This is a genomic window from Endozoicomonas sp. ALB115, from assembly GCF_049310245.1.
In the GTDB taxonomy this organism is placed as follows: Bacteria; Pseudomonadota; Gammaproteobacteria; order Pseudomonadales; family Endozoicomonadaceae; genus Endozoicomonas.
Map to the genome: position 1 here is coordinate 1 of NZ_JBLYZG010000144.1, position 3718 is coordinate 3718.

Genomic DNA, 3718 nt, shown 5'->3' on the forward strand with positions numbered 1-3718 from the left:
AACCACACACTGGATAGTGACCTGCAAGAAGAGATCATTACCCAGGTGGCGCTGGGCAGTTTGGGGTCACTGAATGGCAAGGCAGTACCTGCCGGGCAACGAGAGGCGGAAATAGCGGCGCGGCTGCAAACCGAAGTGGAGGAGTTTGTTCAGACTGCGGTTTAACGAAGGTATTCCACGTTGTTGTAATGATGAATGTGGAACCAAAGCCTTTATACCTGAATATCGCTATAAAGCTTACGAGCCTGGTATTAAAAAACAGGTTGCCGAAATGGCAATTAATGGAAGTGGTATTAGAGATACAAGCAGGGTTTTGGGAATCAATAAAAAAACAGTAATAAATACATTTAAAAAAAGAAAAAGGCTTATTCCAAGTTAATCCTGGCATTTTATACGGATGATTGGGAAGCCTGTGAGCGTCATCTCGATGAAAATACGCATCGCATTTAGTTGGAAAGAAAAATGCTCAAAAAATAGAGCGTAAAATTTTGAATTTCATAACCTGGATCAAGCGTTTAGCCAGAAAGACAATATGTTTTTCAAAATTAGAGAGAATGCATGATATCGTCGTACGAATTTTAAACCAGTTTAAGCTGGATAAACTGTTTGATACTAAGGTTTTCCTGATATTGCATCGACATGGAGCAAGGCGTGATCAGTGGCATCGAAATTGTCAAACCACCCGTTCAAATTAAATAACAGAAATAACAGAAAAGATGTATCTCGTTGTGTCTCAAGATGGGGTTGAATATTAATCAGCCGCTCAAATACTAAAAACGACAATAATCAACAATCCTTATTTGTCACCCTTGGACTGTATACTTTTTTTCTCTCAAATATTTGCAAACTACATAAAGTTAGATATTTTTCCACTAAATCTGAAAGAATATAAGTCAACTGACGGGTTAATTAAGCCATGCATGTTCAAGTTTCGATTAAACCAACTGAGCTAACCAATCACCATTCAGGTTTTCCTGATATAGATGTTCCTGATCGTGCTGATAAAACCAGTGCGTTTCACTCACGGCAGGTGACTAATAATAAAAAGACAGGGACGACGACCCTTAATAAACTGAGTAGCCAGGATCAAACCAGCCATTTGATTCAGCCTGCCAGATCTTCAGACTTGTTTAGTCGGACAAAGTCAATTCATTCAAGCACAGCTGCAATAATGGCAGACACTCAGGCATCGTCATCCAGCACTTTGGCTCGGATCTCACTGGAAATTAGTTCGTCGATTAAGACCACCGAGGCATCAGCAGGCTTATCAGAGATGACGAAAGAACCGTCAACATCGCTAAAAATAGCTTCGTCGTCTACCGCACAAACCACTTCCACCGCAACACTCCCATCACCGTCTGCCACCGACGGTGCTGAAACCGACACCTCCCGGCATATGGCCGTATCCAGTACGCCTGCCGAGCCGGTTGCGACCTCCTCCTCCCCAGGCACTGAAAGCCTCCAGGAACAGGTTGGTCCACAGGACAGAAAGCGGTTGAAACGGTATGCGGACCTTGGACAGCCGCCGCTGCCTTCCGGTTCTCATACGCCGCACTTCACCCCGACCCAGCGGAAACTGCTGAAGGGGTATTCCGACCAGACCAAGGCAATCTATGACAGTTATGACCGTCAGGCCGGTGACATAAAGCAGCAGAATCGGCAGATTATGGCAGCCATACCAGCGGTGGATTCAGACTCAATTACCTGGCCGCAAAAACGACAAGTGTGCTGCGTCAACTTGCTGGAGACACTGGAAAGGCAGTTCCGGGACAGCTTCCTTAACATGAGCAGTACTGCGGAGCAGTACCTCAGCTACAAGAAGGAGTCACCCAACCATACGGGACCGATCAGGCTCTTGCCCGAAGCGCCAATCATCAATAATCTGGCCAACCAGTTCCGGAACCTGTATGGGCTCTACAGCGCTGCCCGTTATGACATGGTCAATGCCACCGGATTCGGGGGCGAGGCGGCAGCGGATGATCGCTTCCGGGGGTACAATGCCGGGGCCATTGTCGAGGCCCTTGCCGGGTTGCTGGTGAGATCGGCGTGGAGATCGGGAAGGATGATGTCAAACCCCATCCGGAAGGTGCTGCTGACGCTTGAGAGCACTCTGACTCATGATGGTCACTGGCACCGGGATGGTGCCAACGATATGCGCCCCCCGCAGCCTGATACGGCATTGCAGAGGATAGTGGGAAATGTTCGGGTAGGGAACGATCAGTTTAACTTGTCGCTACCCATGCTGAACCCCAGGGATGTGGCGGTGATCGATAAAATCATCCTGGCCGAGCGCGATGCCTACTTCTGTAACACGCGACCACTCAGGGATGAGCGTTTCGCGATGTTCAGAGACGTGTTTGACAATACGACTGATGTGCAAAATCAATTGTATGGCGAGCAGCTTCCCTGCCCGACCAGCGAGCAGGGGCTGGCCGACACTTCGGCGCTGAGCGAACTGCTGGAGCGGGCTGCAAACCAGGCCCCCCGAATCACTGTAGCAGGGAAAAAACTGCTGAAACTGTATGCCGACCGTGCCACGCAGGCCTACCATGCCTTTAGCCAGCGCATCAGCAATATCGAGAGGGCCAATACCCGGGCAGTGCAGGACATCGAGGAGAGTGATAACACCCTCATCCACAATGGCTGGATATACCAGCAATGGTCGCTGGAACGACTGGTGTGCTGTGCTCAGGGCCTGCAGACTATAGAACGGGCACTCATGAGCACGTTCGAGAGGCTCCTCATCCGGGTCGATCGGTGTATTCGGTATGATGCCTCTCATAGCCTGACCATGGGGCCAAATACGAGCGGCGAGAATCCCACCCGGGAGGCCATGATCGATGATCTGGTCAACCAGTTCCTGAACATGTATTCACAGTACGGTGCAGCCCGTTTCAATATGATCAAAGCCACCGGGTTCCCCCTGGAGGAGGCGGCAGAGTCGCCGGTTTTCCAGGGATTTAACGCCCAGGGCATGGTTGCCACGGTCAATGGTTTGTTCAGTGCCACGTTCGGGTTGTCCACAACGTTCCGGGACGTTCTCCAGGGGCTGGCGAACTATCTGGATAACCATGACGACGATAATGATCTGCGCCCGCCACAGGTTGATCGTCACCTGTTGCAGATCATCGGCAATACCACCGTCGCCGATGATGAGTTCACCTTGCCGCCCGCAGTGGTGGCTAGTGGCGATATGAACGCTGTCAACCAGCTCGTCCAGATTGAGAAAGCCGACTACCTGGCCAATCTGGGGGGACTGGAAAACCGGGAGCGTTTCCCCACTGATTTTGTCGATATATTCGAAGAGCCCGATGCCTTTGCGGAGGTTTTCCTGGAAGGAGAGATCCCGCAGTGCCATGGTGACTCGCGCAAACGTCGCCAGCTGGACAGCCATCTCTCCGGCAAGCCTGTCGGCAAGTCGGCACCTCCCCGGGATGAGCCAGCTATTGTCAATGACCACCGTGCCCCGGCCACTGCCGGAGCCGCCCGCCACGGGGGGCTGTTGTCGGCGCTGCGTGGTGGCCTGTCCTGGCTGACCGGCAGAGCCACGGCTAACCAACCGGAGGAAGCAGCACCGGAGGTCACTGCCGGGCAAAGCCATCACCGACAGGAGTCGGCCAATGGTGGCGATGACAGGGTGGCCAGCAGAGTCAGGCCGGTGGCGCACAGCGTCAACGACAGTCTGGCTCTGGCCGGGCTGCTGGTGTCCCGGGCAACG

The 3718-nt window shown here is 52.2% G+C and carries 2 protein-coding genes and 1 pseudogene; all 3 read left to right on the top strand.

What is annotated here, in order from left to right:
* Positions 1 to 145 precede the first annotated feature (145 nt).
* On the top strand, positions 146 to 379 hold the full coding sequence (locus ACO6VE_RS24025; protein ID WP_422448627.1) for an IS1-like element transposase: 234 nt from the start codon (positions 146 to 148) through the stop codon (positions 377 to 379).
* Positions 380 to 452: 73 nt separating this feature from the next.
* Positions 453 to 695 (top strand): annotated as a pseudogene (locus tag ACO6VE_RS24030) (IS1 family transposase); the annotation flags it as partial.
* A gap of 578 nt (positions 696 to 1273) precedes the next feature.
* A partial coding sequence (locus ACO6VE_RS24035; RefSeq protein WP_422463997.1) for a hypothetical protein occupies positions 1274 to 3718 on the top strand: 2445 nt, incomplete at its 3' end.